Raw genomic sequence first — 26,113 nt, forward strand, 5'->3', positions numbered from 1 at the left:
TATAAAATGTGACATTTTAAAATAAATGTGACATTTTAAATCAAGTGCTAAATACCTTGTTGTTTACTTTTCTTATTTACTAACTCCAATTCTTCAATTATATCAACTTCTTTTAGATCTTTAAAATCAACATACAGCTGATCGCTATCAAAGATAGTATATTGTACAAAGGTATAAGTATCATCGAGATCCGTATGAAAAAAAGCCTCCATACTATCTCTTTCTATCAACAATCGAACTGCAGCTAACACTTCATTTGATACTAACATCCCAGTTTGCGTGTATTCACTCCCCAAAAGGTCTTCCAATAACCCTTGTTGTAATTTAGCTAAGGAATCAACTATTTTAACCTCATGAAAATCATGTTCTATTTTTACATTTTTCTTTTCAAAAGAAGGCTCTTTACTATTGTTTTCTCTAATTTGCTCTCTTAAACCTTCAGCTTCTTTTTCTAAATTTTGCAATATTTTATCTTGTTCCTCAGAGAATACTTTGTTCTCAATATTGTATGTCAATTTTTGATTTACTTCTTTTAAATTTTCTATTTCAATAGCCGCTCTTTCATATCTTTTTTCAATATTATTCAAACAGAAATGGATATAATTTCTCACGGAAGATTTAGATTCAAAATTCATCCTACCTTCATTGGCTACGTAATAATGTTCATAATTATTCTCTTTTGATAATCTATAACTAACATCCGCAAATGTATTTACAGCATAAAGTTGAAAGCATCCATAAGTAGCAATTATTGTTCGTTCTGAAAAATGCTTGCTTTTCACTTCTTTATCCAATTTTTCTATGTAGCTGTAAATAGCCTCAGTATCCTTGCTTTTCTCTGTACTTAATCCAGTATATTTTACAATAGGCTTATCTGTATCAGTATAATCTTTATCTAGCTCTTTTGTTTTTAGTTCTTTCAGTGTGTGATAATCCACTCCATAATGTTCTTTCTGAAGCTCTAATTTTGTTATTTTGTATTCATTATTATCTCTTCTCAATTTATTGTTTTCCCTTTCATTGATAACAAAGTGTTTTTCATCGGTGAGATCTTTTATTTTCTTTTCTACTTTAGTTAGTGTAAGTACAGTATTATCTCCACTCAACTGTGCTTGTATCTCAGCTAAATTCATGCCCGTGTCTTCAGATATATCTCCTTCATCCATTACTCTAATTTTGGTAACGCTAGCTGTTCGCAATTGTTCTATAAAACGCTGCTTATTTTTATTGAGCTCTACTTTATAATTATCGAGGGTATTGGCAGTAGCAAGGATTTTTATATCAACTTCATTGTTTTTAAACTCCTTTGCAATCCAATTGCCTTTTCTCACAGCTCTTCCATCACGTTGTTCCAATTCAGAAGGTTTCCAAGGAATAGAAAAATGATAAATATTGGAAAGACGTTTCTGAATATTTAACCCCGTCCCGGCATTTTGAGTCCCCCCAATTAAAATTCGTATTTCTCCTTTATTCATTTTATCAGATAATTGAACTTTTTTATTATCCCAATCTTGAACAAATGCTATTTCTTTTTCATCGATTCCACTAGCAATAAGCTTGTATTTGATATCGTCATAAATAGAAGTAAAAAATCCTTTGTGATAATTTTCATCCATTAAATCAAACGAAAGTTTCTTTTTTGAGGTCCCTAAGTCTGAAAATATACATTGAGTGTTTTTTTGTTGATCAAACTCATTATAGTTTTTAACAACATCTCGGACCATCGTATTAATCTTGTTGTTGAACTCATCAGGATATTCAGAATTAATCAATCTCATATCCAGTGAGGCTTTCAAAGCTAAATTCATTGCAGTAATAGACAAGGCAGTATTTTTACTATCCAAGTTTAGCGATACTTCCAAATTCAAACGCTCTTGATTACCGTCTTTTAAAAACTTTGCTAATTTTCTATAGAACCTTTCTTGAAGAGGTGTTTGGTCTGTCATTAAAAGAGAATCATTTCTGTTTGGTCTGTCAAAATTGGGTATATTGCTCGCAGTAGCAACGTGGGCCATTGATTTATACAACATGGATAGCTCAGGAACATTTATGAAAAATCTAAACCTTTCTTTAGACACAATATCATTAACCATATTCGCTTCAAATTCAACTGTTTTAATACAAAAGTTAGCTGCCCAACTATCAAAATTTAGCAACCCTCTTTTTTCTAACTCATTAGGAATTAAGTATTTTTGAATTAAATATAGTTCGGTTAACGAGTTGGTAATTGGCGTTCCACTATAAAAAGTTGCTCCATAATTTCCTTTAGTATATAAATGTTGAATGGTTCTAATAGCAGTCAACAAATTATCCGTTTTCGCATTTCCATCAGTTTGACCTAGTCCAGCAACTCGCTGATGGCGAGTTGTAAAACTTAAATTCTTGAATTGATGGCTTTCATCTATTAAAATGTGATCAATCCCTAATTCCTCAAAACTAAGAACTCCTTTGTCTGTTTTCTCTGAAATACTATCTTGTAAAGCAAGTCTTCTATTTCTTAAATTGTTTTTCCGAACTTCTAAGCCTCTCAACTGCTTTTTACTAAAAGAATCACCAGCACTCGTCAAATTCCTTTCTATAAGCTCTAATTCTTTCTCAATAAGGCTCAAACTTACTGTTTCAGATTGTGGGATTTTGCCAAACTGCTCGTGGCTCATAACTACAACATCCCAATCGTTATTTTTAATTTTATTTAGAAAAACTTCTCTATTGGCCTTTACGTAATCTTTAGGAGCTGCATATAAAACTTTACTATTGGGATAAAGTAGCTCATATGTCTTCGCTATTTCTGCAACATTGGCTTTTAATGCCAGAATTACTGGTTTATTAGCAACTCTAAATTTCTTTAGTGTTTTTGCTGTACCAGCTAAACTAAGAGTCTTTCCTAAACCAACCTCGTGATCAACAACTCCACCTTCACGCATTACAGTAGCCCAAATACTTTCCTTTTGATGTGTATAAATTTCATCAACTCCAAGATTTTCAATGCGCATATCAGACAAATCAAGAAGCTCTGTGTCTATTTTTTGTTCTACAAAAGAGTTGTATAGTCGATTATATTTATTAGACAACAAATCTTTAATTTGTGGATCTAACGTTAGTAAATGACTGTCAAAAGCCTTTCTAATTTTATCAATTTCTTTCTTATAGTAATTAGTTGCTGCATGGTCTGTGTACCAAACTTTATCATCCCCATCTCCAACAGAATATTTCACAACAGGATAAGTGCTATAAAAGGCATTATAGAAAATATCTTCAGGATATATATATCTCCCATTCTCACATTGATAGGTATTATACTTTATCCCTTTATCAACACTTTCAATTAACAACGTATCAGTGTTTAAATCAAAATTAATCAAGAATTTAGAATCAAAGTAATCATTGACAAAATCGTGGTAATATTCAATATTGATCCAGCGGGACCCCAATTGTTTTGAGATTGCATTATAAGCTATTTCTTCAGGCAATACCTTTCTTAATTCCTCCAGTATTTCTTCTTTACTTTCAAAATCCACTAATGCATTTACTTCGTCAATCTTCTCATAGATATCTCCTGATAAGAAAACAGAACGCAAATTATAATCTTGTAGTAATGGATCAAAGATGATTTTATTGTCAAGTTCCTCCAATATTTGTTCTACATCTTTGCCTGTAAGCTTAGCTATTTCATTTAGATCAACAATCTGGTTATTGCCAAATGATTTGATTAAGGCCTTATCTGTTGTTAAAACTTCCTTTTTAGTCAGTTTTTTAATATACCCTATATCAAATATATCTGATTTGTGATAGTCAATTGTATTAGAAAATAAATCAAGCCCTGGTACTTCAATTTCGTTTTCTAACGCAAGTATTTGCGAAAGATTTATTGAATCATACCTAATTAATTCTCGCTTATTAAAGCTAAATGCGGCATACTGATTAACAAAAGAATCATATAACGCATTGTATTCCCCATTAGCCAGTTCTAATTTGTTCCAATTTTCAATAGTATCCTTTTCTCTGTAGTTTTTTATTAACAATGAATATTCTAAATGCTTCTGAAGAAAAGAAAAATACGCCTTGATCTTTTCAACATTCTTTATTTCAATCTTTTCAATTTCAAGAATATCATCTTGGTTGAGAACTTCGATAATTCCATTGACTCTCCAAACAGTATCATTATAGATAAAATGCTCATTTTGTACAATTTCTTGGATATTTCCTCTATTATCAAAATACGGGATATCCTTGTAATCTTTGTAATAATATTTCAGTTGTGGTTGAGTAAATTTTCCTAAAAACCATTCTTTAAATGATACAGAATCACTTAAAGCAGCATTATTTTGCACGCTAATTTCTAGTGCATACTCTTTTGAGAATGAAACTAAACTAGTAAGATATAAATCAAACTCAGATTTGTAACCTTTTGCCGTTAACAGTTCCCTTTTGGGAATATAGAGATCCTGGTTATCTATATAGCTATCTAAAATATACCTAGTAACAAATTTGTTCTCTTCAACAAAAACCGTTTTAGCCATTGAAGCTAATACAATACTTTTCCCTTTGTAATTCGCTTTTATAAGACCAAGTAAACTAAAATTTTTCTTTTGCTCCGAATTTAATGTGTCAATGCGTAAATATTTCAGTTCCTCTTCTCTTTCTAGTTCTGTTAATTCTTTCGAATCACAGTATTCATAGTTAATTTTCTTTCCCTTGAATTCTTCTTGAATGTCAATTGCTTGTAAATTTTTAAATCCAAGATTATCCTTATTCATAAAATTCACTAGTTCTTCCAAGTTTTCAACTTTATAAGCGTATTCAAACTCTCCATAAGGATTGGATACTGCACTCGGAGTTTTATAGAAACTTAAATTCTCATAACGATGGATATAATTATTTAGAGTAATATTATCGTCATTTTTAATTGAAGGAATAAAAATAGAATTGATTTCTTGTTCAGTAACACTCATTCCAGTGTTCGCAATTGCATTGACAAGATGTGAGGTAACTTCAGTTCCAGCAGACCTAAACAAATTACTTGGCAAGGTCATGAGCTTAGTAATTTGAAGTTTATCAGTAAGTAACTGTTTTCTAAACTCCATATTTCCTCTTGAATTAAATACTCCTGAAGAAGTAATGAAGCTCAATTGTCCATTCTCTTTTAATAGATTGCGAGAATGAAAGAAAAAGAAGTTGTGAATCTTACTTGTAACTTCTTTAGAATATTCCTTATAGTTGACAGTAAATTCTCCAAAAGGGATATTAGAGGCGATTAAATCAAATCGCTGATTTTTAAAATCCACTTCTTCAAACCCCCTATTGATTACTTTGACTCTTTCATTATTAGCATATTTTGCTTGTAACATATAGGCTGTCAAGGTATCTTTTTCAATAGCAGTTATGAGCTCTATATTTGGAAAATGTTTCAAAGCTGAATCAACAAATACTCCATTACCGGCCGAAGGTTCTAAAAAGTGTATTGGTTCGTTTGTATTGTAAACCTTATAATTGCTAAAAATGGCATCGACTATACTTCTATCTGTATAAAAACTAGTCAATACACTTTCCTTTATACTTTGTTCAATCTTAAAAAACTCGTCCCCAAATAGAGTTTTTAAACTTGAATAGAATGATTTCACATCTTTCTCTATTTCAAGATCTGCTTTAGAGATATTTGAGATTGATATCCAATGTTCAATATTAGTTGGAATCAAAAGAGCTTTAATACCTCCGAATCCCTTAAAGGAATTTATCAGGTCAACATCTTCTTCGGTAAGTGATCTCATTTTACTATTCACCTCATAAGCTGCTGTAATGGCTTGTATTGCTCTCTCTAATTGCTTTCTAATATTATAAGTCATTTTTCTATTATTTAAGAAGGTTTAATCCATAAAATAACTTTAAAAAAGCAACAAAAAAGCAATATGTGAAAACTTCATATACAAAAAAGGCAACACTGCGTAGTGTTGCCTTAATTATGAAAAATATAATTGTAAGAATTATCTTACAGTGTTGCAAGATGAGTATCTATATAACCTTGTATTACATTTAAATCATATTCACCTAACGAATTTGGCAAGATCTCATCTTTAGAAATATTATGTAATATGGTAGCTATCTCGGATTTGTAAATACCCAAGCTTTTCCACTCTTCAACTTGATCGTTTTGATTATCTAAAAGATAGTCTTCAATTAATGTCATCAACTGATTACTATAGTTTAATGCTAAAAATTGAGACAACACAATTTTAATCGCTGCTGGTTCTAAATTTTCAACTTGATCTTTAACTTGACTATGAATATAATCAATGCTTTGATTACTGTGGTCAAATGAAGGATTGTTCTCTAACAACCAATTTTTTATATATTTTTTTGAGTAACCCATATTGTGATATTTTAATTAAAAGGCTTTTTCTTTTCAATAGACTATTAGTCTTCTTTTACTTTTTCTTTTTGGATATAATAATCCATTAAAAACTCAATGGCATCCGTGTTTTTCATTAAAACATTTTTCTTCTTGAGTATATCTTTTTGAATTAAAATCAACTTTTCAATTTTATCTTCGTTTAATCCTACAGAAGTAGATGTTTTTTTTGGGGTGTCTTTCTTGTTTTTCATATCTATTGATTTTATATCTTTTTTAAGTCTTAATTTAAAATCTATGTAAAAATATAAAAAATAAAACTAGGAAAAAATAAAACTAGGAAAAATAAAAAAAGCATAAAGGATGATTTATAGAAAGTTTTCACATTTTTACAAAATGTGACATTTTAAATTTACATTCGCTCTAGTTTAGAAAACATAAAAATGAAGCATCTAGATTCAATACATAACCAATTATTAGATTTACAGAATTATAATTCTGACAAGTTTTTTATAAATCCTCCTATAGTAAATGGAGCGGTTGTAATAAATATTAATTCTTTGAATTTAACTTTATATTCTGTATTAAATGAGGTTAGTGAAGAATTTTATAGCATTGATTATTTAAGAAATAATAATTTAGATATTGATACTCAAAAAGGTTACTTCAAATTAAATCTGGTAGAAAATTATCGTGAGGTAGATAATATTTTATGTTTTAAAGATGATTTACTTGATTATTTCAAAGAATCTGAACTTGATAATTTGACACCTGAATTTTTTAGTGAATTAAAAAATTTACTGAGCAATAAAGAAATTCCTAGTTACACCCATTCATCAAATTTAAAAGTAAGATCACCTAAGTTCAAAGCTATCAAGACGCCTTTTCCTATGGCAAAATATAAAACAATTGAATGTTTTAACAAGTCAATGGTCAAGGTAAATCAAGCTAAAAAGGTAATGATAGGAGAACAAACTTCTCTGAGAGAGATTGAACCTTTATTGCCAATTAAACAACCCTTTAAAGAGCTTATTTACTATTTTTATTGTTTGCAATTAAACATCCCAATTAAAATAGAAGAGTTGAAAAAAATTAAAAAATCAGATTTGACAATGAACAATATAAATGAAAGCATCTTAATCAGTGCAGCTCTTACACAATCAAAATCTTTTAACTTAAAATTATAGCCCCAAATGATTAAAGTAATTTTTTACAATGATAAATCAAATGTTGGAAAATCCTTTCTAACTATGCGCATTGGACAATATTTAAAAGAACGTTTTGAAGAAAAGATTCTAATAATAGATTGCACAACAAATCGAATGCTTTCAAAAACAAGAGAATCTGAATCCTCATTTTTTCCAATATCAGAAAGTTCTAAAGATTTAATCCCTATTAAATTTCATTCCTCTTATTCTAGTTATTTAGAAGAAGAAGAAAACTACATAAATGAAGGATATGATATTGCTCTATTTGATTTACAAAATGTGGATGATGAAGATGTAAACTATATCATGCAAAGCCATTTTATTTTTATTGTTTCGGATTTTAAAAGAGTAGAAGATAAAGATTTTAAACTAGATCGAATGTTCTTCTTAAAGCTTACAGAAGCCAAAGTGTCTAACCTTTTTCCTTTAAAAGAAGTAAAGCTTTTAATTAATATGAAGGACAATACTTATGATATTAAAGATTGTGATATTGATATATTGGATTCGAAAATCCCTTATAATAAAAAGGATTTTGGAACTATTAGTACCATTGGCAAACTTCCCCAAAGTGCAAATAAAAGCTTCAAAGTTCTGGTGAGTGAAATCTATCATATAATAAAAGAAATGGATACAATAGAAGTATTATAGAGTATGAGTAAGAAAATTTTCGAGAAAACCATTCAAGAAAAATATAACATTAGCGAAGAACTCTTCGACGCGATTGTTTATTCTTCTAAAGTTGTAGATGTAAGTAATAAAAAAATGATACGTATATCGGATGAAAATATCAAAGAGCTTGAGCCTTTTATACAAGACTTACGTAGCATCAATCACAAAGTTTCTTTACCAAAAGTGGTTAATGCAATTGTTGAATTCCATTTAAAACCCAAAAAAGAATAATATGAGTCTATTTGCAAAAATTTTAAACATAGTAACACCATATAAAAGAACGTTTTTAACAGTAGAATTAGAGCCAAAAAGACACCTAATTTTACCCGCCCGTAATTCAGCTGTATGCTTTTTACAAAGAGAAGATCTATTCAACTTAAACTATGCTGAAATTGATTCAGTCTCTTTTTTAGATTATGATTTAATCAATTCGGTAGAAGAATATCGCAACAATTTCAACAGCTTTAAAGAATACATCAAGGAAGTAAATTATGAAAGTCAAGAAGCAATGTTTGTGATGGATGGACGAATGGTAAAAAACAGTGTAATAATTATTTATTTAAAAGCAACGACCCGATGAGAGATATTTATGACGACAATATATTTGATGTAAACTCAACTTATGATTTAGATAATAAGAAGAGTTTTGACATTTTAGCAAAAACAGATAAACATATACTGTTTGAATACGGAAATGATTTTTTCAAATTAGATCGATTGACAAATGAACTTGTTCAATTTGCGGATTTCAAAAGTTTAAAAGATGAAAATAATGGAAAGACAATTAACAGTAGTGAAATCACTGTTGATTATGCTCCACCTTTAGTTAATGCTATAAAACAAAATAAAGAATTAAATAACATTGACAACTTCTCCCTAAAGGACAGAACAGAATACATCAAGGGAAGTATTAAAGATTTCCACTATTCATTTTATTCGAATAGAGATTTAAAAGACAAATCCTATAAGAAAAGAGAAATAGATCAAAGTTTAGAAGCCGTAGGAAGTGCGATTGAAACAAAAGAAACAAAAGCACTGACAGATATTTATAAGGCGACTATTAGTATGGTTAGTACACTTTTACTTTTTTGGAAACCAGTTAAAATAGAGAAGGAAAAAAACCGAATAATCAAAGATGTAAAGAGACGATTAGAAAACAAAGAACTTAATATACAAGACCTTTATTCTAATAAAACCTTGCTGTCATTAGTTCCAGAGCTCAACGAATTATTGGAAAAATATGCTAATAAAACCTTTTCAGGAACAATAGATTTATCAATAAGTGATATATTAAATGATCCTGATGTAATCAATGTAGCCAATAAAGTAGCAAATGAGCATGCAGATGAGATAGCGAATACATTATATGATAATTTGACTACTCATTTCAATAAAGATTATGATGATATAGAACAATTAATACGTGACTCACACGACAAATCAGGTTTAAGTATTGATGATTTCATTCAAGAGAAAGCAATTCTTAATTGCAAATCAGTATTAGAAAATAATCCAAAAGTAGAGGTTTCCGATTTTGAGATATATACTAAATACTTGTATAGTATTTTAGACCCAAGTAAAAAAGATGAGATTAATACATCCACCTTGAGTGAAGATCAAAACTTCGAATTAGCGAATCTTACTTCAATCGTAGAAATTACTTTTGAACAAGAGTTTAAAATTACAAAGACACAATCATTATAATGGGAAAATTAGGCATCATAACCTTTGTCATTATCATATTAGTTATTTGTTTCTTTTTTTATTTGTTTTATCTGTATTCACATAAAAAAGAAGCAATGAAAGGTAACAACAAAGAAGAAATAAGCCCCTTTGCCGAGGACCTAGAGTTAATAAAAAAGGCAACTATTAAACCCAAACAAAGTGCATCGACTGAGATTGATTCTTCAGAAAAGAAGATACAAGATTTTGAAATTGCATATGAGCGGTATAATAAGAAAAATAGGTTTTTTGATACAGATGAAAAGGATATTGGAAGAGAAAAAAGAGAGAATCCAATCTTTGTAGAAGCAAAGAAAACTCCTCAAAAAATTGAAAAGGAAGGTAAGAGTCAGCTTGAAGAAAAAGAAACTTTAGAAGAAAAAGTTAGTCGTTATCAAAACAAAATTTTAGAAACGATAAACTTCATCAAAGAACAACGCGATAAATAAAAAACATTATGGTTGATGGATATAATAACTCGGATGAATTTAAAAAGATAAGTCATGTCTTAATGTACTTAACACTCTTCGTGTTCTTTTTTGTTATGTACGTAGTTTATTTACCTGTTATCAAAACAATTGTCGATATAAAACCACTAAATACATTCTTGTATAAATTATATGATAATGATGCTGTTTTATTCACATTGAAATTTATATTGTTGTTGTTGACAATTTCTGCAATTTTCACCTATACTAGTCCAACACCAATCGAAGAAGAAGAAAAGAGGAAATATGGTATTAAAGGTTTTTTATGGGCGGTTATTTTCTTTCTGACCATCTTTGTAGACATCATCGCATACAAAAAAAATCTATATACTTTGTTAGTTGTTTTATTTGCAATTAGCATCATCAGTTATTTAATAGCTTTCTTTTATTTCTTAAAATTCAAGAGAACTAAAGTTCGAGACCTGAAAAAGGATAGACGTCAACTGATTGAATCGCAATTTGATCAAGAGAGAGAGTTAATTGAAAATGAATATTCTATTCACTTTCATTATAGATATTCATATCTAGGAGATGTCAAAGAATCTGTAATCAATATAGTGAATCCTTTCCGCTCAATTTTGGTTGGGGGATCACCAGGCTCAGGTAAGAGTTTTGCAATATTGGAAGAAATGGTTCGTCAAATGATAAAAAAGCGATTCACTGGTCTTTTTTATGATTTTAAAACCCCTACTCTTACTAAAAAATTTTATAACTATTATTTGTGGTATCGAGATTTATTTGCAATTCCCCCTAAATTTTTCATCATAAATTTCGATGATCCAGAATACAGTCACCGTTGTAATCCTTTGTCTATTGACAATTTAAGAACAATTGCGGATGCAGATGAATCGACAAGGATTATTATGTTGAACATCAATAGAACATGGATTGAAAAAGAAGGTGATTTCTTTACTGACTCGGCTAATGTGTTTACTAGTATGTTACTTTGGTATTTAAAATTAATGACAGAAAAGTACAATTACAATGTCTGCAGTTACCCTCATTTAGTAGCTCTTTCAACATTTGAGAGCTCTGAATTACTGTTCTTAATTTTAAATGAATATGGAGATTTAAAAAATAAAATGAAGCCTTTTTCTGATGCATTAGAAAGTGGAGCCCTAGAGCAATTAGCGGGGCAAGTTGCTTCAGCTGGAATTGCCTTGGCAAAAGCAACGAGTAAGGAAATGAACTATTTGTTAACTGGAAGTGATTTTAGCTTTGATTTGAATAATCCAATTAATCCTAAAATTTTATCTATTGGAAACAATATAGAACGACAAGATGTCTATTCTGCTGCATTGGGTCTTATTATATCAAAGACAATGCAACAATTAAACAAACAAAACAAATTACCTAGTTTTGTTCATTTAGATGAGTTTCCAACAGTATATGTAAGAGGAATTGAGAATACTATTGCAACGGGTAGAAGTAATAAGATTTCCACTATTTTAGGTTTTCAGAATTTTTCCCAAATAGAAGATGAATATGGAGATAAATTAGCTGCCAAAGTAACTAAAGGATGCGGATCTCGAATTATGGGCCAAATGTTGGATGATGATGCAGAAAAAATATCAAAGACAATTGGAAAACAAAAAGTGTTGACACGTCAATATACTTACTCTGCTTCTGACACGTCAGAAACACAACAAGTAAGTATGGATGACATCGCACCTCCTTCTGTTATTTCACACTTTTCTCAAGGGACCTTTTGTGGATTAATTGCAGATGATTTTAAAGATAAAGAAGAAAATAAAGTATTCTTAGGCGAAATTATCGTCCCTTTAGAGTTGAAAAAACATGAAGAAGAAGTAGAACTTCCTAAACTATATGATTTTAGACCTAAAGACTATGAAGCAGTAATAGATGATTATTACATGTCTCATAAGAAAACTGTTATTCAATTAAAATCAATTTTAATCAGTACAAGCTATAAAGATTTAATAGAACTATGTGGCAACTTTGAATACAGTATGGATTTTAATAATGCTCTCATTAAAATGTTTGATATGGATTATGATAGTTTTATTGATTTCGCAATTGATAATAATTTGTATTTATACTTGAAAGAATATCTTTCAGATAAGTTCAAACTTGAAAATGCAAAAATCATTACAGAAGAATTATCAGAGGAACTTTTTCAATGTTATTCGTCTGAAGAAGCAGAAGATTTCATTAATTCACTTATAGAAGCTGGTATAACTGAAAGAAATAAACAGAAAATTTTGACAGAAGTAACTCAAGAAATTTACAATGATATCTATAGAATCATCGCAATGGAACTAAGGGATCCTAATTTGGACATTATCTCAATGGTTAAAGGCAATCCTAAATTAGCAAAAAAGACAATCCCATTTTTTAGTCGTTTAGCTAAATCAGACAAATTTACCGATTCAAAAACAAGAGAATTATATAATTCAACTTGCATGGAATTACAAGAACAAGAATAAAATAAAATATAATATAAATAATTAATTATGAATACATCAATGTTTCTATTCTTGCCACTTCAAATTGGCGATTATGCATCTGCACTACAATCTCAAACATCTGGGATACAATCAACAGTTAATACTATTCTCTCTTGGGTAACAGGAATTATGGGATTAGTTTGTTTAGTTCAATTAATACTTGTACTTACATCCGACGGAGAAGGAGCAACTAAAGTTAAGAGAGTGGGTACATGGTTATTTTTAGTAGTTGCTTGTGCTGTTGGGTTTGCAATTACAACTAGTTTATTTAGTTAATAAGTATGTGGTATGATTACATATTAGGGCTAGCTTGTATAGTTGCTATTATACGACTAGCTCTATTACTAACCAATAACAGAAACTACGAAAACAAAGTTGGGCGAGTCGTTGCATGGTTTGTTGGACTAGCCCTATTTGTAATTTCTTGGGGGGTAATAAGAGGTGTATTCCCTTCAGTAGATTTGGGAAATAAATTGAACAGTGATGAGACCTATTTTAGGCCTCAAGATAAAGAAGAACAAAACAAAAAAGATAATTCAATACCTATTATTATTAAGTAAAGTATTATGAGTAAAAAACGTCTATATCTAAGAAACTATGATGAGTATAGACTTCTTAGGAACGTCAGTGATCCTCTCCTTTTTTTAGGAGTTCCTCTTAAGATTAGTATTATCAGTCTTATGTGTATTGTTTTCTCTATTGGAATTGGTTTTTTTCTTCATCTCATTCACATACCTGGTATAATAGCAATTATAGTTTCAGTTGCTTTACTCACGCTATGTACAGTAGGTGTACGAGTTTTTTATAAAAAATATGGGGTTTATGGATATGAACTAAAAAGAAGAGAGAAATTGTTAACTAATGCAATAATAGCTGATATACCATTAGCTGTATTGCTTAAAAAGCGTTTAAAATGAAAACACCATTAAGTAAGATTTTTCCAATCTACAGTATTAATAAAAATGGAGCCATCGTTGGTGACAATAAGGGTTGTGTTACTTACTGTTTTAAAATGAGTCTTCCAATTATTTTAAGTCAAGATACTGCTGATAAGAAAAAAAATGTAGAAGGCCTTAATGATTTTATTGAAATGTTAGGAGATGAAGTTGTACTGCATTTTCAATCGTTTTATTTCAAGGAATTATTCAATGTAGCTGAAGAAAGAACTAAGACGGATCAAGAAGGCGATATTAAAGAATATCTAAATAGAAGTTATAATCTTCATTTTAATGAACGTTTATTTTATAAAGGATATTTTTATCTCTATATCTCAAAATATACTACGTCAAATTTACTTGATCCAAAATTCGATGAAGACGCCTTTTTAAATCGAATTCTAAATGCAAGTCAAATCTTGAAGGATAGTGATATCGTTCTAACCAAAATAGATAGAGAAGATCTTGTTGCCACAAATTCGCCTATTATGAAATACTTTAATCTAAACGATTTAGGTTTAGACACTTCTAAAGATATTTCATTTGAAAACAACAGTGTATTTGTTGGAAATAAAAAAATGAAAATATTCGGGCTATTAAATGAACACCAACTACCGTCTAGAAATATAGGTTATGGATACAATGTCAACGATGTACCAGTAGATAACATGTATGAGTTTTCATATAATCTAAATGTACCTCATATAACTAATATGGTTATCTACGTTCCAAGTCAAAATATATTTAAAGAACGCTTAGACAATCAATCTAAACAGCTATCTAATTTTAATGTAAAAGGAGCTAATGACACTGCTATTAGTCATATTTCTGAGTTCACTCAAAGAATGAACGACTTCAGTTGTAAAGGGGTCTATTATCATTTTAATGTTATGTGCTTCAATGAAGATGAAAATTTAATTGATGGTAGAATAATGTCTGCTTTTTCTGAATCTAAGATGAAATTTAAAGAGATCTCAGTAGAAAGAAAAGATCTATTTTTAGGGTCCATTCCTTCAAATGCTACTTTTTTGGTTAACAATTTGAAATTTTATTTTTCTAAATTACTTAATATTGAAGCCTGTTCTTTCGTTAATCTTGAACAATTAAATGACAATATAGCGTACTCTCATCAAGTTAATTGTCTAAGACTTTGTGATAGACAATATGGTATTCCTTTAAACGTAGATCTTTATGATTTACCAAAGCAAAAGGGATTAATTCAAAACTTCAATACACTAGTATTAGGAAACACTGGAGGGGGTAAATCTTTCTTTTGTAACGCATTGTACAATAATTTTTATGAGCAAGGTGCACATATTTTTATCATTGATGCGTCATATTCATACAAGTTACAAACACAATTACACGGTGGTGTTTACTTGAGCTTTACAGATAACAATAAGATTACCTTTAATCCCTTTCACATTGACTGGCTAAATGCAGATGATGTAACAGAAGATCTTTTTGATCACACCGTACAACAAGAGATTGATGATTTGGATGCTTTAATTGATGAAGAAACAGAAATAGATCTAAAATCTGAAAGAGTTGGTCTTATTGCACAAAAGATTAATATGTTAAGTGGAGTTTTAATAACTATTTTGACTGATAATGACAAAGTAGTCACTAGAATTGAAGAAAGAATTTATAGAAAACTTCTCTTTATGTACTACAAAGAGAAAGTAGTTACAAAAACAAGTGATGAATGCTGTTTCGACGATTTTTATTTTTTTATGAAAGCAAACGTAAAAGAAGTCTTAGAAGCAAACAACATCGCACTAAGTGATTTTAACTACAACAATGCACTAATGATTTTAGAAGATTTCGTGAGTGGTCAACCTTATGGATATCTTTTAAACAGTCAGGACAATCAAATTAAAAACTTAGCTAAAGAAAGATTTATTGTAATCGACGTACAAGATATTCGTCAAACCCCTTTATTGTTTAATTTAATATCGTTGTTAGCGCTGGATATCTTCAATGAAAAAGTTTCAACGTTACCTCTAAACGTAAATAAAATTTTAGGACTAGACGAAGCTTGGCAAGCTATATCATCTCCTAATATGGCAACATTCATTCGAACACAAATTAAAATTATTCGTAAATATGGTGGTCGAACTGTTTTTGCATCCCAAGAGGTAGAAGATTTTATTGCATCAGATATAATTAAAAACTCAATCATAAAACTGAGTCATGTTAAAATTTTTACGGCAATGAATGACTACAAAGAAGACTTTAGTTTAATAAAATCAACTTTATCAATAACTGACAGTGTTGAAAATAAAATTTTCTCGATTGGATCTTTCCAAAAAAATGCGATAAAAGCAAGAGAAGTGTGTATCAATTGGGGAAGTAAAGCAGAAGTATATTCGGTTGAACTACCAACAGAATTTAGAGCCATCTACGAAACTGATCCAGAAAAAGTAACTCCGATATACAATAACAATAACAAATATGGTATGGAATATACCATTAAAGATTTTGCAGAAAAACACCGTTAAAAAAAAAACAAAATGAAAAAATTAAACCTTTTAATATTGATTACAATATCATTTATAATGATTAGTCACAAATCGAATGCACAAGGCGATGCCGCTGTTTTAGGTCCCTTAATTGCCCAAACAAATATTTTATTAGGAGCAATTGAAACCTCTTCAGTAACAATGCAGTCTAGTATTGCTAATTTACAAGCAATACAAAATCAAGAATACACTACGAACCAAATTAATGATGATATCATGTGGAAAGTAAGTGACATTGTAAAGAAAAGTAAAGAAGCGGTTGAAATCTATGAAAAAGAAAAAAGAATTTTCAATAAGCTACAAAATATAAACTCAATGAGTTCTTCCATTGGAGGGAATTCATACAACGAAATAAACAATGTTGTTCGAAAGAGTCTAGATACAACATCATCGCTTATTAGTATGTCTAACACTATCCTTTCCGATAAATCTACAAGACAAACAGATGGAGAAAGAAAAGAATTCCTAAATAATATCCTATCTAATTTGAATGCAATTGAAATGATGATTAATAAATTGAATAGAAGCATTTCTTCATACAATAAAGCATTAACTAGGAGTAAAGAAAACGAACAGAAATACCAAGAAGCACTCAATTCTTCTAAGACAGCTAAGGATCGATTAAAATCAAAAAACTAGGCCATGAAATATATTATAGAACAACTCAGTAACCAAAAGAAATCGAAATTTTCTTTGCTTCGTACTATATGGCAAAACTTTAGTTCTAAACAAAAATTAGGAGTTATACTCTTTGCCGTATGTCTCATTTTTACCCCTATTGTTGCTCAAACTAGTAATTATATTACGGGTAATCCCAATTCTCAAAAACAACCTTTAGAAACCATTATTGCTGAAGGAAGTGAAGACAGTATATCTGCAATAAATATATTAAACGAAAATTTTTTTGGAGCTAAAATTATTTTAAACATTATTGGATATATTACAGATTCGCAAATAGACTCTATAAAGACAGTCGCTGAAGTACCTTTAGAAACAGAAGGTGTCTTTGACCATATTTTAAAGGGGTTAACCATTTTTGCGTGCATTGGCTGCGTTTATAAACTTATTACTGCATACATAAAGACTGAAGGCTTTGACAATGTTGGATCTATCTTAGGATTCTTTAGTTATATTCCTCTTCTAGTCCTTTTTATTTTTAGCGAACCAATTGTAGATCACCTAATTGGTCTTAACCAAAATATAGATGGATCCTCTTTAAGAGAAATTGTTGCAAAAATTGATTCGGAGGTAGTTAGAGAAGTAGCCAAAGATGTAGCTGAATTACAAGAAAAGCAAAAAGCTTTGAACCAAGAATATGATGATTTAAATTCCTATGAAGTAGGAAATATTATTGCAAATCGAAGTGAGTATTTAGCTTCAGAAGCTTCTCATGTTGTTAACACCCAAATAAAGTTTGCGTATTTCGGATTCTTTGCAGTTATCCTAGTTTCAGTGCTTGCAATTCCCACATTTCTTATGACATTTCTAGTAAAAGTATTGTTGACTTTAATGGTTGCTGGTACCAAAATAGTTTTCTTACTAGCTTTCATACCAGGATTTGAGGACATATGGAAAAGTTTCTTAAAAAACATTTTAAATATTTTGCTTTGGATCCCTATATTCAATGTTATTGTGGGTTTTATTGTTGCGTTAGTAACAGCTACAATAACTGATGGTTCAATGATGACAGGGCAAATTGTATGGTTGTCCATTGTGGCCGTTGTCTGTGCTTTTCAAGCTGTTGGTTTAACTACATCAACTGCAACTGCTATTGTTCAAGGTTCTGGAGCTGGAATGGCTGGAGCTATGGGAGCAATAGGAGGTATGAATGCTTCAAGTATGGTTTCTCAAACTGTTATTGGTGCTGGTAAAGCAGCATTAGCTGTTAAGACAGCTGGTGTTGGTGCTGCTGCTGCAAGTGCAGCCAAAAAATAAATAAATAAAATTCAATAAGATTATATTATGAAAGAATTAATGTCTATTAGAGCAACTCAAACGACTTATAGGGTAATAATCGTTTGTCTTTCTGTGGCTTTAATTGTAATTACTTTAGGGAGTATTTATTATGCAAATGAAACTATTCAAGCTGGCAAACGCAATATCTATGTAAAAACAGATAACAATAATATCCAAGAATATATATTGACAGACATCAACAATTCTGCGGGAATTTTAATGAAAAGTCAAGTCGATGAAATAATGAAATTAATATACCAACATATACCAGACTCTGACAATATGAATAAACAATTAAATAGAGCTGTTTCTCTATCTGATGTATCAGTTGTACGTGTAATTGATGCTTTAAAAGAAAATGATTATTATACCTCTCTATTAAACCAAAACTTTTACAGTCAACTATTAACAGATAGTATATTAGTAGGAAACAAAGATGGGAAAAACATTTTTGAGTATTATGGAAAGTTAAAAATGACAAGAGGAAATAACAGTTACTTCAGACAAATTGTGAGTAAAGGAACAATGGAATATATGGGTAGTATATCTGAGACTAATCAAAGAGGAACTCTAATACGAGATCTAAAAATAGTACAAGACAATCCAATCGAATAAATTATGAAAGATTTTTTTAAAATATTAGCAAGTGATGAAGCCCTAAAACGAAAAGTTATTAGAGCTTCTCTCTTCTTCATCTTGGCCATAATTATTGTTGTCGTAATTGTCGTTTTCTATTTACCTAGTAATGAAAAAATTGTAGATAATGAAAATAACCAGGTATCAAAGAATCATATTCCAAATAAAAAGCCAATAATAGAAGATAAAAAAACGGTTTATTCATTTGCACAGAATGAAAAAAACCGATTGAGTAAAGAGCAACGAGTTGCAGCACAAGAAAGGTATTTTAACTTAGGTGAAGGAGAAACTGAAACGAAAGAAGATAGTAATCCTTTTCCAAATCCAACCACTACATCAAATACTGTTGTAGCAGATTCAGATCCCTTTGCGGAATATGTGAAACAACGTAATGCCACAACTTCGACCACCAACACACAAAGTCAAAACAATTCCACAGTACCCCATAATCAATATGGAACGAAGGATATGTGGTCTGTTACTCCCACTAATCAAACAACACCAGGATCACAAACTCCTACTAACACCTTTCAAAATGAAGGAGCCAAATCTTCTGAACCAGTAGTAGTAGCTCAATCAAAAAAAGATTTGTTTGAAAGAGGCTCAAAAGCAAGATCTAAAAATTCTAACTTCTCGGCATCAATTCGAGGAACCCAAGATTTAAAAGCTGGACAAATATTGAGGTTTCAGACAGATGAGGAGTTTTTTATTAATGGACAGAAAATACCTAAAAACACCGCTTTATTTGGAGTTTTAAGTTTAAGTAAATATAGAGCTGAGATATTCATTGAAAACGCAAATATCAATGGAAAAATTGTTGCTGTGAATCTATCTGTGTATGGAAATGATGGAATCAAAGGAATTCCAGTCTTCACAGATGAGCCTGTACGCGATGCAAAAGATAAAACAGTCAATGAAGCAGCTAGACATACAACCGGTTCAGGAATTATAGGAACAGCAACCTCAATTTTAAGTGGAGTTGCATCAAGCAAAGCTAAAGATCCCGTTGTAAAATTTATAGATAACCAAAAAGTTATTTTAGTACAAGATAAAACCCGTTAAACATTCTGCTATGAAAACCATAAATTTATTTTTACTTATATTTTTCTTATTCACTGGAAGCATATTTGCTCAGCCACGTATTATAGAGGCTAGTGTGGATAAATTTGTAGCCATACAATTTCCTACTAAAATTGATATGTTTCAAAACAGCGTTTCAGTAGATGAAGTTCTAGGCATAAAAAGTATGGATGATATTCTCTTCCTACAATTTGTAGACGATGAGAACATTCCTGAGACCAATTTATTTGTTAAGACAATCGATAATAAAACGTATCAATTTTTACTTAGATACAATCCTGATCCCAAAAACTTACATATTATTATTGGTAATGAATCAACTAACACAGAACTTGGAATTACAAACAGTAGTCCATTGGTTGCAGATTACTCAACTATTGCTTCTAAAGTGGCTAAAGAAAAAGGCTACATAAGAAGTAGAAATTACACCACTTACAAAAACATAAATGTATTTTTAAAAGGAATATACATCTATCAAAACAGAGTGTACTTCTTCATGCAAGTGGAAAACAAAACTAACCTTAATTACGATATAAACGCATTTAAATTCTTTGTAACAAACAAATCGGGGATAGCAAATTCAGAACAAACACTTGATGTTGCGATCTTAGAAACCTTTCCAAATATTACCCAATTAAAACGAGGTACATATGATTTCGTTTTTTCTATGGCCAAGTTTACTGTTGGAGCAGATAAAAAACTTTTGTTTGAAATGACAGAATCTAATGGAGATAGAAATATATCAATGGAGATCAATGCGCAACTATTAGACAAAGCAAGACCTATAAACAGTAAATAAAACAACAGAGAAACTTTAACAAAAAGTGAAGTTTCTCTGTTGTTTTATTTTTTCTAGTTTTATTTTTTCTAGTTTTATTGTATTTTATTTTTTCTAGTTTTATTTTTTACTATTTTTACTAAGAATTTAAAATAAATGCTATGATTATAAAAAACACGCCCCAAATTATTTTATTGAAAAGAATTATCGAAAAAGAAAAAGCAAAATGAAAAGAATCTATTTATTACTAGGCTTTTGTATCATCAGTCTAACAACAACAACATTTGCACAAGGTCACTTTGGTGGCCAGAAAAGTATCGGACTATCCTATTTAGGAGTTGATAAAGGATATGGTGCAAATTTAAACTATCAACAATTTATAGGTAGTCAATATTTTGGTTATCGAATTGATGCTGACTATTTATCTAAAAAACATAATCTAACAGTATTGGATTATACTTTCAAAACAGATTTAGAGCGATATAGCTTAGGTTCTGCATTAGTATATAGTTTTGAGGACCTTATGTTCTACCCATTATATTTACAAGCTTATGTTGGTGCTATGATAGGACAAGAAAAGATAAATAAGGGAAGGAAAGAGATTGATACAATCCCTTATTCAAAACCTAGAACAAATCTATTTGGCGGCTATATCGGTGCTGAATTAGAAGTTGCATTTAATCGAAGATCTTCTCTTATTATTAATGCAAAAAACACCTTCTCAAATTCAGATATTAAAAAGTCAATGTTCACATACAACATTGGATTCAAATACATTTTAAACGATTAATAAAGGAGCATTATGAAGCAGAAAATACTTTTTATACTAACAATTTTAGGAAGCTTCTTAGCCTTAAATTGTTCTTCAGATGATAACTTTAGGCCAAAGACTGATTTTCAATTTCCATTTACTGTAAAAGTTGAAAAAAATGATACTTTCTATGCAAATGACAAAGGTTATATTAGCTTACTTCCTGAAGTAACACAAGGAGCACATATTGCTCGTTTAGACTATGAAATTAGCGTTAAAACCACTAACGCAGATAACGTAGTGATATATGATAAAGAAAATGTATTAAAACAAGAGGAGTTTTATCCTTGGAGCTTTGATAGGTTTTCATTTCTATTCAAAAAAATAGGAAAATATGATGTAATCTTTACAATTAAAAATCAGTATGGATATGAACTAGAACACAAAGAGGTTATAGATGTACAAGAAATAGATTTCTTAGTTTCATTAAATCACTCAGATAATGTATATCCTTTGATTTCTAAATCGTTTATTCTTGACATAGATGCGAAAGAAGATGAAGACGAGGAAGTAGCAAAAAATGTTACTTACAAATTTGCATACGAATATGCAAACTTGGACGATGATAAACTTGAAGTTGTTTACAACAGTAGAAAGCTCGCTAGCAAACAACAAGTACCCTATAATGGACGTGATATAACATTGAAATTTCCACGTTCAGGAGAATATGAAATTATTTTATATGTGGAATCATCTCAAGGAAAAAAGGTAGAAAAGCGCGAGGTAATTTTTGTAGATGACGTCAAATTTGATTTTACTTTCTCAACAGAAAGTAAAACATACCCTACGGTTCGAAAACTGTTCAAAATAAGAACAGAAAATATCACAGAAGATATTCACCAAAAGTGGACCTTCAAGTATGAAATATCAAGCAGTCAACGACCAGATATAACTTACAACAACAATGTTCTTTCTGCCTCAAGGGATATTATATATAGTGGAGAAGATATGTACATTACTTTTCCAGTACCAGCTCAATATGACTTTAAAATTACCATGACCAACCAATATGGTTTTAGTGTTATCAAAGAACATTTTTTTGATATCAACTTTGCGAATTTTGAAGTTGATCTCAAAGAGATTCCTAATGAATTATTCCTTTCTCAACAGTATAATATAATGGTAGAACCATTGCTGGTAGAAGAAATTGAAAATGAAGATAACATTAGTTATCAAATGAAAATAAAATACAATAGCTCAGATGTTAGAGTCATGTATGATGATTCTAATATTTCTTCTGATAGTTATGTAAGATATAGAAGCAATAGAGTAAAACTAATTCCTTTGAGAGAAGGAAATGCAGAGGTTACTTTTTACCTGAAAAACAACCAAGGATTAGAAGTCAGTCAAAAAGTAATCCTAAATCAAAAGATGTTAAAATTCAATTTAGCCTTGAATGTTCCTGAAGAGATATATCCGAATGTTCCTGCGACTATAAAATTGAATCTCACAGAGGAAAATAGTGTAAGCAATATTAATTACACAGTAAAGGTAAAATCAACCAATAGTCGATTCTCTGTGAACTATAATAATTCCCGTTTAGTCTTAGATTACGCATACACATTTGATCCAGCGACAAAAGACTTTTCATTTAATTTTCAAGAAGCTGGAAATTATGTGGTGATTTTTCAAGTAGAGAATAATTTTGGATCTAGAAAAGAGATTGTAGCTAATATCGATGTTATTGATACCAGTTATGAAGTGCGAATTGAAACTCCAACTGGAGCTATTTACCCAACAAACGAAGCGGATATAAAATATACAATACTAGATAATATTACTTCCACTTATAAATACAAGTACACAATAAGTGGTGGAACTGGCGAAGTTGTTGAAGTAAGACAAGGGGGACGATATCAATACCCTGAAGAGTGGATTAATTATGTCAACCAACCAGTACAATTTAAATTTCCAAGAGCGGGATTATATATCTTAAATGTGGAATTTGAAAATCAATATGGTAAGAAGATAACAGCTAGAAAAGACATTAGAGTAGATGCCCCTACGTTTACAGCTAACGTTACAGCGTCAAATAGAAATGTAGATCAAAATGCTGAATTGAACTTTAATATGGCAGTAGTCAAGATGCCAACAGACCAAAATATAACATTTAAAGTATTAGCAGATCGAAGAGAATCCATTGCTTATGCAAAATACAACAACCGAAATATTAGCTTAGGTGATGAACTCATCTATGATAGTAATAATTTAGTGATTGGATTTGCCCAACCAGGCAACGTTCAATTATCATTTGAGTTTAAAAATGAAAACAATGTTCGAATTACTAAAAATGTAGATATCGTTGTAGATCAAGTAGATTATCAAACGCAAATATCTGCTCGAGTAATGGATACACAAATACCAGGTTATACTGGAGTATTCTATCAAAATCCCGTAAATTTGGCGGTTAATGTTTCGAGTCTATTGCCGACAAGTAATTTACAAATCAAAATAAGTAACCCTTACTTATTGGATATCAATAATACAATCTCTCCAGATATGTATTTTAGACTTCCTAGTGACAATAATCAATTCAATTTGAGATTTGATACTACAATACTTGGGAATGTTCGAAACAATGTCACAATAGAAATTAAAGACAATTATGGTAATGTAACTGAGCACATTGTTAATGTGCCAATTAACAAAATGCCTGATGCTCCTTTTATCTCTGATTTTACAGGAGCTGTTGAATATGATAAAAGTGGTAGAAATCGTGGATACACTCTTCATAATCTATGGATAAAAACATTCACTATACAAACAACATTAAATCTACGATCTGTTCAGGCTAAGTATGATTTCACAAACAATCACGAAAGAAGAACGACCGATGCTGTTTTTACAAGAGTAAATGCAAATACATATGAAGTTACAGTAAACCCAGACCCTGCTTTCTACTATTATAATAGAGATCACAACGACGATTGGGGAGAAATAACAATCATAGCTGTTGATGAATTAGGACAAGAAACAAGCCGAAAAATTCCGTTTCAAATACGATAAACATTAAATTAAATACAAAAAATCATGAAAAAAATTCTTTTAACTTTAACTCTTACAGCAATATTTATGTCTTGTTCATCTGATGACAATACAGACAGAAATCCTGTAGACATTATTGATAAAGACAATACCATTTTAAAGGGCAATTGGGAATTTGTAGAATATTTATATATGGACAGTGCCAATAATATCATACAAGAAGTACCAGCTTCAAATAATGGAGGATGCGGAAAAGACAAATTAGAAATAAAAGATGAATTTTTTATTTACAATTTTCCTGTCTTAATAGAAGAGGAATGTAAAGAAGAAAGTTTAGCATTTCAATATGAAATAAAAGGAAAAGAAATTATCAATTTAACACACCCAAAAGTTGGAACACACGTCGAAGAAGTTGTAGTCGTAAACGAAGCTTGGTTAAGTATTAGAGAGTCGGGAGACGATGTTGATTACAGAGTATTCAAAGGAGAATTACCACCGAATACAAAGTACATAAGATATGAGTATAAAAAAATTATAAATTAAAGTAAAATTAAGCATCCTTATTAAAGGGTGCTTTCATATGAAAAAGGGAGGTCCAATATTGGTCCTCCCTTTTTTTGTTCAACTAAATTGAATAACAAATTTTAAAAGGTAAAAAAACACACACTAAATGGTCTTTAAGGGAAGAGCATACTATTTATATATAAAAACAAAAAAATATGAAACAGTTGAAATCCCTTATGAACCTTTTAATGAATGTAACAGAATTAATTTTAGCAATTACAGCCTCTTTAACACCACTTACAATAACCAATATAGTTTTAATAGCAATGTTAGGTGCTCTAAGCTTATACTCTTCTATTTTACCTAACAATAAGTATCAGAACAGATTATCATTTATAATTAAATCGGTGGCTTGTTCTTTATCTTTTATATCAATTTTGATAATTCCCATACATCCAATCCTATTAATACTCCAGCTAATAATATTCCAAGTCAATATACGAATCCTAATAGCCTCTTTTCAAAAAAAAACTTCTCTATTATAAAATAGAGAAGTCACCAATTTTAAAAGACAATTCTTAAATTGTCGGGTTGCAGTGTTATTGCTATTATGAAAAATTAAATATAAAACTTTATAGCGGATTCACCATACTTATAATAATTTCGACACTTCATTATTTGGTTCCATCCTTCCCTACTTCTTTCAATAGTACGCATTATTTATCAGTATCTAGAGTGTCGAAATTATTATAACTTTTTAATTTGATCAGCAAAAACAACGTTATAAGCCATTCACCATACATTTCACACTATCTTAAACACATTCTTTTATTCTAAATTTGGATAGAATTCTAATATTTTACTTTAATATTAATTCAATTATAAGCTATATTAAGACTATTTTTTCTTTTGAAAGGAAAATGATATTTGAATAAAAAAAACTTCTATTAACTTTGTTTAACCCCCGTAATTACTATATTTGTAACCAATATTATATTAAATATT

22 protein-coding genes are annotated in these 26,113 nt (G+C 30.1%); 19 read left to right on the forward strand and 3 right to left on the reverse strand.

Annotation, left to right across the window (positions count from 1 at the left end; all coding sequences use genetic code 11):
- Positions 1–47: 47 nt before the first annotated feature.
- The 3 genes from NWE55_RS16825 to NWE55_RS16835 all read right to left on the reverse strand — a co-directional run bounded on the left by NWE55_RS16825 (position 48) and on the right by NWE55_RS16835 (position 6,600).
- Entirely contained in the window at positions 48–5,843 is a 5,796-nt protein-coding gene (locus NWE55_RS16825; protein WP_258204749.1) for a helicase-like domain-containing protein, read from the reverse strand.
- Positions 5,844–5,986: 143 nt separating this feature from the next.
- Positions 5,987–6,334 (reverse strand): hypothetical protein, encoded by a 348-nt coding sequence (locus tag NWE55_RS16830; protein WP_258204737.1) that lies wholly within the window; start codon positions 6,332–6,334, stop codon positions 5,987–5,989.
- Positions 6,335–6,411: 77 nt separating this feature from the next.
- Positions 6,412–6,600 carry a hypothetical protein gene (locus NWE55_RS16835; protein WP_058700123.1) on the reverse strand — a complete coding sequence of 63 codons (189 nt, stop codon included), beginning with the start codon at positions 6,598–6,600 and terminating at the stop codon, positions 6,412–6,414.
- 189 nt (positions 6,601–6,789) lie between these two features.
- On the opposite strand from NWE55_RS16835, the gene NWE55_RS16840 reads away from it, so the two are divergent.
- The 19 genes from NWE55_RS16840 to NWE55_RS16930 all read left to right on the forward strand — a co-directional run bounded on the left by NWE55_RS16840 (position 6,790) and on the right by NWE55_RS16930 (position 25,147).
- Positions 6,790–7,533 carry a hypothetical protein gene (locus tag NWE55_RS16840; protein ID WP_058700124.1) on the forward strand — a complete coding sequence of 248 codons (744 nt, stop codon included), beginning with the start codon at positions 6,790–6,792 and terminating at the stop codon, positions 7,531–7,533.
- A 6-nt stretch (positions 7,534–7,539) separates the two neighbouring features.
- Positions 7,540–8,202 carry a hypothetical protein gene (locus NWE55_RS16845; RefSeq protein ID WP_058700125.1) on the forward strand — a complete coding sequence of 221 codons (663 nt, stop codon included), beginning with the start codon at positions 7,540–7,542 and terminating at the stop codon, positions 8,200–8,202.
- Positions 8,203–8,205: 3 nt separating this feature from the next.
- Positions 8,206–8,454 (forward strand): hypothetical protein, encoded by a 249-nt coding sequence (locus NWE55_RS16850; RefSeq protein WP_058700126.1) that lies wholly within the window; start codon positions 8,206–8,208, stop codon positions 8,452–8,454.
- Position 8,455: 1 nt separating this feature from the next.
- Positions 8,456–8,803 (forward strand): hypothetical protein, encoded by a 348-nt coding sequence (locus NWE55_RS16855; protein WP_058700127.1) that lies wholly within the window; start codon positions 8,456–8,458, stop codon positions 8,801–8,803.
- Complete coding sequence (locus NWE55_RS16860; RefSeq protein WP_058700128.1) at positions 8,800–9,927, forward strand: hypothetical protein; 1,128 nt, start codon at positions 8,800–8,802, stop codon at positions 9,925–9,927. Before NWE55_RS16855 ends, NWE55_RS16860 begins: the two co-directional genes overlap by 4 nt.
- A gap of 95 nt (positions 9,928–10,022) precedes the next feature.
- The gene (locus NWE55_RS16865; RefSeq protein WP_058700129.1) at positions 10,023–10,394 is read left to right on the forward strand and encodes a hypothetical protein; all 372 of its coding nucleotides are present in this window, start codon (positions 10,023–10,025) and stop codon (positions 10,392–10,394) included.
- An 8-nt stretch (positions 10,395–10,402) separates the two neighbouring features.
- The gene (locus NWE55_RS16870; RefSeq protein ID WP_081048763.1) at positions 10,403–12,880 is read left to right on the forward strand and encodes a TraM recognition domain-containing protein; all 2,478 of its coding nucleotides are present in this window, start codon (positions 10,403–10,405) and stop codon (positions 12,878–12,880) included.
- 27 nt (positions 12,881–12,907) lie between these two features.
- A complete protein-coding gene (locus NWE55_RS16875; RefSeq protein ID WP_155601835.1) occupies positions 12,908–13,177 on the forward strand; it encodes a hypothetical protein in 270 nt (89 codons plus the stop codon).
- A gap of 5 nt (positions 13,178–13,182) precedes the next feature.
- On the forward strand, positions 13,183–13,461 hold the full coding sequence (locus NWE55_RS16880) for a hypothetical protein (protein ID WP_058700131.1): 279 nt from the start codon (positions 13,183–13,185) through the stop codon (positions 13,459–13,461).
- Positions 13,462–13,467: 6 nt separating this feature from the next.
- On the forward strand, positions 13,468–13,818 hold the full coding sequence (locus NWE55_RS16885; RefSeq protein ID WP_058700074.1) for a hypothetical protein: 351 nt from the start codon (positions 13,468–13,470) through the stop codon (positions 13,816–13,818).
- Positions 13,815–16,337: a TraG/VirB4 family ATPase gene (locus NWE55_RS16890; RefSeq protein WP_058700075.1), complete on the forward strand. Its 2,523-nt coding sequence runs from the start codon at positions 13,815–13,817 to the stop codon at positions 16,335–16,337. Before NWE55_RS16885 ends, NWE55_RS16890 begins: the two co-directional genes overlap by 4 nt.
- Positions 16,338–16,349: 12 nt before the next feature.
- Entirely contained in the window at positions 16,350–16,997 is a 648-nt protein-coding gene (locus NWE55_RS16895) for a hypothetical protein (protein ID WP_058700076.1), read from the forward strand.
- A 3-nt stretch (positions 16,998–17,000) separates the two neighbouring features.
- Positions 17,001–18,293 (forward strand): hypothetical protein, encoded by a 1,293-nt coding sequence (locus tag NWE55_RS16900; protein ID WP_058700077.1) that lies wholly within the window; start codon positions 17,001–17,003, stop codon positions 18,291–18,293.
- Positions 18,294–18,320: 27 nt separating this feature from the next.
- Positions 18,321–18,929, forward strand: a complete 609-nt coding sequence (locus tag NWE55_RS16905) for a hypothetical protein (protein ID WP_155601836.1) — start codon at positions 18,321–18,323, stop codon at positions 18,927–18,929.
- A gap of 3 nt (positions 18,930–18,932) precedes the next feature.
- Positions 18,933–20,012 (forward strand): conjugative transposon protein TraM, encoded by a 1,080-nt coding sequence (gene traM / locus NWE55_RS16910; RefSeq protein WP_058700079.1) that lies wholly within the window; start codon positions 18,933–18,935, stop codon positions 20,010–20,012.
- 10 nt (positions 20,013–20,022) lie between these two features.
- Positions 20,023–20,829: a DUF4138 domain-containing protein gene (locus tag NWE55_RS16915; protein ID WP_058700080.1), complete on the forward strand. Its 807-nt coding sequence runs from the start codon at positions 20,023–20,025 to the stop codon at positions 20,827–20,829.
- A gap of 205 nt (positions 20,830–21,034) precedes the next feature.
- Positions 21,035–21,598 carry a hypothetical protein gene (locus tag NWE55_RS16920; RefSeq protein WP_058700081.1) on the forward strand — a complete coding sequence of 188 codons (564 nt, stop codon included), beginning with the start codon at positions 21,035–21,037 and terminating at the stop codon, positions 21,596–21,598.
- Between the two features lie 12 nt (positions 21,599–21,610).
- The gene (locus NWE55_RS16925) at positions 21,611–24,625 is read left to right on the forward strand and encodes a hypothetical protein (RefSeq protein ID WP_058700082.1); all 3,015 of its coding nucleotides are present in this window, start codon (positions 21,611–21,613) and stop codon (positions 24,623–24,625) included.
- A gap of 24 nt (positions 24,626–24,649) precedes the next feature.
- Entirely contained in the window at positions 24,650–25,147 is a 498-nt protein-coding gene (locus tag NWE55_RS16930) for a hypothetical protein (RefSeq protein WP_155601837.1), read from the forward strand.
- The last annotated feature ends 966 nt before the right edge of the window (positions 25,148–26,113 follow it).

Source organism: Myroides albus (assembly GCF_024722315.1).
Classification (GTDB): Bacteria; Bacteroidota; Bacteroidia; order Flavobacteriales; family Flavobacteriaceae; genus Flavobacterium; species Flavobacterium album_A.

What these genes read in the sequence shown, in the direction of transcription:
- NWE55_RS16825 (WP_258204749.1), bottom strand. Translation starts at nt 5,843, where the DNA reads ATGACTTATAATATTAGAAAGCAATTAGAGAGAGCAATACAAGCCATT.
- NWE55_RS16835 (WP_058700123.1), bottom strand. Translation starts at nt 6,600, where the DNA reads ATGAAAAACAAGAAAGACACCCCAAAAAAAACATCTACTTCTGTAGGA.
- NWE55_RS16840 (WP_058700124.1), top strand. Translation starts at nt 6,790, where the DNA reads ATGAAGCATCTAGATTCAATACATAACCAATTATTAGATTTACAGAAT.
- NWE55_RS16845 (WP_058700125.1), top strand. Translation starts at nt 7,540, where the DNA reads ATGATTAAAGTAATTTTTTACAATGATAAATCAAATGTTGGAAAATCC.
- NWE55_RS16850 (WP_058700126.1), top strand. Translation starts at nt 8,206, where the DNA reads ATGAGTAAGAAAATTTTCGAGAAAACCATTCAAGAAAAATATAACATT.
- NWE55_RS16855 (WP_058700127.1), top strand. Translation starts at nt 8,456, where the DNA reads ATGAGTCTATTTGCAAAAATTTTAAACATAGTAACACCATATAAAAGA.
- NWE55_RS16860 (WP_058700128.1), top strand. Translation starts at nt 8,800, where the DNA reads ATGAGAGATATTTATGACGACAATATATTTGATGTAAACTCAACTTAT.
- NWE55_RS16865 (WP_058700129.1), top strand. Translation starts at nt 10,023, where the DNA reads ATGAAAGGTAACAACAAAGAAGAAATAAGCCCCTTTGCCGAGGACCTA.
- NWE55_RS16870 (WP_081048763.1), top strand. Translation starts at nt 10,403, where the DNA reads ATGGTTGATGGATATAATAACTCGGATGAATTTAAAAAGATAAGTCAT.
- NWE55_RS16875 (WP_155601835.1), top strand. Translation starts at nt 12,908, where the DNA reads ATGAATACATCAATGTTTCTATTCTTGCCACTTCAAATTGGCGATTAT.
- NWE55_RS16880 (WP_058700131.1), top strand. Translation starts at nt 13,183, where the DNA reads ATGTGGTATGATTACATATTAGGGCTAGCTTGTATAGTTGCTATTATA.
- NWE55_RS16885 (WP_058700074.1), top strand. Translation starts at nt 13,468, where the DNA reads ATGAGTAAAAAACGTCTATATCTAAGAAACTATGATGAGTATAGACTT.
- NWE55_RS16890 (WP_058700075.1), top strand. Translation starts at nt 13,815, where the DNA reads ATGAAAACACCATTAAGTAAGATTTTTCCAATCTACAGTATTAATAAA.
- NWE55_RS16895 (WP_058700076.1), top strand. Translation starts at nt 16,350, where the DNA reads ATGAAAAAATTAAACCTTTTAATATTGATTACAATATCATTTATAATG.
- NWE55_RS16900 (WP_058700077.1), top strand. Translation starts at nt 17,001, where the DNA reads ATGAAATATATTATAGAACAACTCAGTAACCAAAAGAAATCGAAATTT.
- NWE55_RS16905 (WP_155601836.1), top strand. Translation starts at nt 18,321, where the DNA reads ATGAAAGAATTAATGTCTATTAGAGCAACTCAAACGACTTATAGGGTA.
- traM (WP_058700079.1), top strand. Translation starts at nt 18,933, where the DNA reads ATGAAAGATTTTTTTAAAATATTAGCAAGTGATGAAGCCCTAAAACGA.
- NWE55_RS16915 (WP_058700080.1), top strand. Translation starts at nt 20,023, where the DNA reads ATGAAAACCATAAATTTATTTTTACTTATATTTTTCTTATTCACTGGA.
- NWE55_RS16920 (WP_058700081.1), top strand. Translation starts at nt 21,035, where the DNA reads ATGAAAAGAATCTATTTATTACTAGGCTTTTGTATCATCAGTCTAACA.
- NWE55_RS16925 (WP_058700082.1), top strand. Translation starts at nt 21,611, where the DNA reads ATGAAGCAGAAAATACTTTTTATACTAACAATTTTAGGAAGCTTCTTA.
- NWE55_RS16930 (WP_155601837.1), top strand. Translation starts at nt 24,650, where the DNA reads ATGAAAAAAATTCTTTTAACTTTAACTCTTACAGCAATATTTATGTCT.